The sequence below is a fragment of the Brevibacterium sp. VCM10 genome (genome assembly GCF_000583215.1).
Taxonomy (GTDB): domain Bacteria; phylum Actinomycetota; class Actinomycetes; order Actinomycetales; family Brevibacteriaceae; genus Brevibacterium; species Brevibacterium linens.
This window is the reverse complement of the sequence record NZ_JAJB01000075.1, coordinates 1-2,427: the sequence shown is the minus strand read 5'-3', so window position 1 is coordinate 2,427 and position 2,427 is coordinate 1. Positions and strand designations below refer to the sequence as shown.

Annotated in this window: 2 protein-coding genes; both read right to left on the bottom strand. The window is 66.1% G+C overall.

Annotated elements, in window-relative coordinates:
- Positions 1-40: 40 nt before the first annotated feature.
- Positions 41-1,018, bottom strand: a complete 978-nt coding sequence (locus AD89_RS0116720) for an aldo/keto reductase (protein WP_197021791.1) — start codon at positions 1,016-1,018, stop codon at positions 41-43.
- Positions 1,019-1,477: 459 nt separating this feature from the next.
- Positions 1,478-2,323, bottom strand: a complete 846-nt coding sequence (locus tag AD89_RS0116715) for a DNA-formamidopyrimidine glycosylase family protein (RefSeq protein ID WP_025780685.1) — start codon at positions 2,321-2,323, stop codon at positions 1,478-1,480.
- Positions 2,324-2,427: the final 104 nt, after the last annotated feature.

The window sequence follows — 2,427 nt, the reverse complement described above, 5'->3', positions numbered from 1 at the left end:
GGTTGCTGGGCCGCCGTCAGGTAGTAATTGGGAGGGAAGGTCAGGACGGGTCTTCCTGCGCGAACGGCGCGGAGGCCCGGTCGAGACGGTCGACTTCGTCGGCGCTGAGCTCGAGCCCGGGTGCGGCCATGACCGCCTCGAGCTGCTCAGGGGTGCGGGCCGAGGCGATCGGTGCCGTCACTCCCTTGGCCAGCAGCCAGGACAGCGCCACAGTCGTCGGAGCGACATCGTGCGAATCAGCGATCGCGACGAGATCGTCGACGACCTTGAGCCCCGCGGCATTGAAATATCCCTGCACCATTCCACCCCGATCGGCGCCTTCGAGGTCGGCTTCGGTGCGGTATTTGCCGGTGAGGAAGCCGGCGGCAAGGCTGAAGTAGGAGAACACCGCGAGATCGCGCCGCTCGGCGACCGGGCGCAGATCGGTCTCGAACTCCCGTCGATAGACGAGGCTGTACTGCGGTTGGATCGCGACCGGCTTGACCAGCCCTTCGTCTTCAGCCGCTGCGAACCACCCGGCCAGACGCGCCGGCGAATAGTTCGACACCGCGATGTGCTTGGCCTTACCGGAACGGACGATCTCATCGAAGACGCGGGCCACCTCGGCGATGGGGGTCACCTCATCGTCGCGGTGGGCGTAGTAGAGGTCGACGTGATCGGTCTGCAGACGCTCCAGGGAGGAGTCGATGGCGGTGCGGATGTATTCCGGATCCTGCGTCTTGTGCTCGGGGTGGTCACCGACCTTCGTGGCGATGACCACCTCGTCCCGGTTGCCGCGCGAGGCCAGCCAGGTGCCGATGATGGTCTCCGATTCGCGACCGGTGTTGCCGGGCACCCACGCAGGGTAGGACTCGGCGGTGTCGAGGAAATTGCCGCCGCCGGCCACGAAGGCGTCGAGGACGGCATGGGACTGCGCCTCATCGGCGGTCCACCCGAAGGTGTTCGTGCCGAGATTGATCGGGAAGATGGACAGGTCAGTGCCGGGAATCTGCTTCCGCATGGTCAAGCTTTCCTCCATTCGTCGAATGATCGGCCGCGAACGGGCCGCACTTCCGCACAACGGATAGATCTGGAGGACTATTCCGCCGAGGCGGCCTGCCCCCGACCGCGCCCCGCGCGGGATGTCGTGAACGCCGCGTCCTCGTAGCCGGCGCGAGCATCGGCCCGCACCGGTACCGGGCCCCGCAACCAAGACGGTGTCGACGCCTACGGGTATGACGGCGCTGAAGTGAACCTCGGTACCGCGCAATTCAGTGTGCACGACCTCGAAGTAGCCGAGCACTCCGTACTTGGTCGCCGCGTACGTCGCCTCGACCGGGGTGGGATGGACCGATGCCGCCGAGGTGGCCCTGCGCGCCCATAGCATCGCCGACTGCCATTTCCGCCTCCGCCCAGCGTGGGGGTACGGCGAGCGCGGTACAGATCCTGTCGAAGGTGCCGTCCATGCCGGCGGGCAGGCGTCACTTGAGGCGGCGCCTTACTTGAGGAGGCGGTCCATTCGACGGTCGGAGAGCTTTCTTCCGCCGGTCTGACAGCCGGGGCAGTACTGGAAGGATTTGTCGGCAAAGGACACCTCGGCGATGGTCTCCCCGCAGACATGACAGGTCTCACCTGTGCGGCCGTGAACGGAGAATCCGCGTTTCTTCGCGGTTTTGATCTTGCCCGGCGGCAGGCCGATAAGTCTGCTGCGGGCGGCATCGAGCACCTCGTGGATGGCGGTGTGCAGCGTCTGCGGGTCGACGGTCTTCGCGGTTGCGAACGGGGAGAGCTTCGCGGCGTGGAGGATCTCATCGGTATAGGCATTGCCGAGGCCTGCGATGATTCTCTGATCTTCGAGGACCGTTTTGATCCGGGAGGTCGACTCGGACAGCGCCGGGGCGAGTTCGTCGACGGTGAGGCTCAGGGCGTCGGTGCCGAGCGATGCGAGGGCGGGCACCTCGGAGGGGTCGCGGACGAGGGACACGGCGGCGTTCTTCTTCGACCCGGGTTCGATGAGGTCGAAGGCGGCCCCCGATGCCAGGATTACACGCATTCCCAACGGCCCCTTGCCCATCCGAGTCGGACCACTCGGTGCGGTGTCATGCCAGTTCAGCCAGCCCATTCGGGCGAACCGGCAGACGAGACTGAGTCCGTCGAAACCGATGACGAGGGCTCGCCCACGGCGGGCCACCTCGGTGATTTCGAGTCCCGCGAGCGCATCGATACTCGGGTCGACGGTCTTGAGCAGGCTGAGCTCGGCAAAGTCCGCGCGGGTGACGAAATCGCCGACCAGCCGCGGACGCAGGAAGTCGACCAGCGCATCGACCTCAGGCAGCTCCGGCATAGTCCCATTATCCTCCTCACCTCCCAATCCCAACACCCCCAATTGCTACCCGACGGCGGCCCAGCAACCTGGCGCGAGGTTGCTGGGCCGCCGTCGGGTAGTTC

Excerpts from the sequence above, each read along its gene's own strand:
- AD89_RS0116720 (WP_197021791.1), bottom strand. The coding sequence starts at position 1,018 with ATGGAGGAAAGCTTGACCATGCGGAAGCAGATTCCCGGCACTGACCTG.
- AD89_RS0116715 (WP_025780685.1), bottom strand. The coding sequence starts at position 2,323 with ATGCCGGAGCTGCCTGAGGTCGATGCGCTGGTCGACTTCCTGCGTCCG.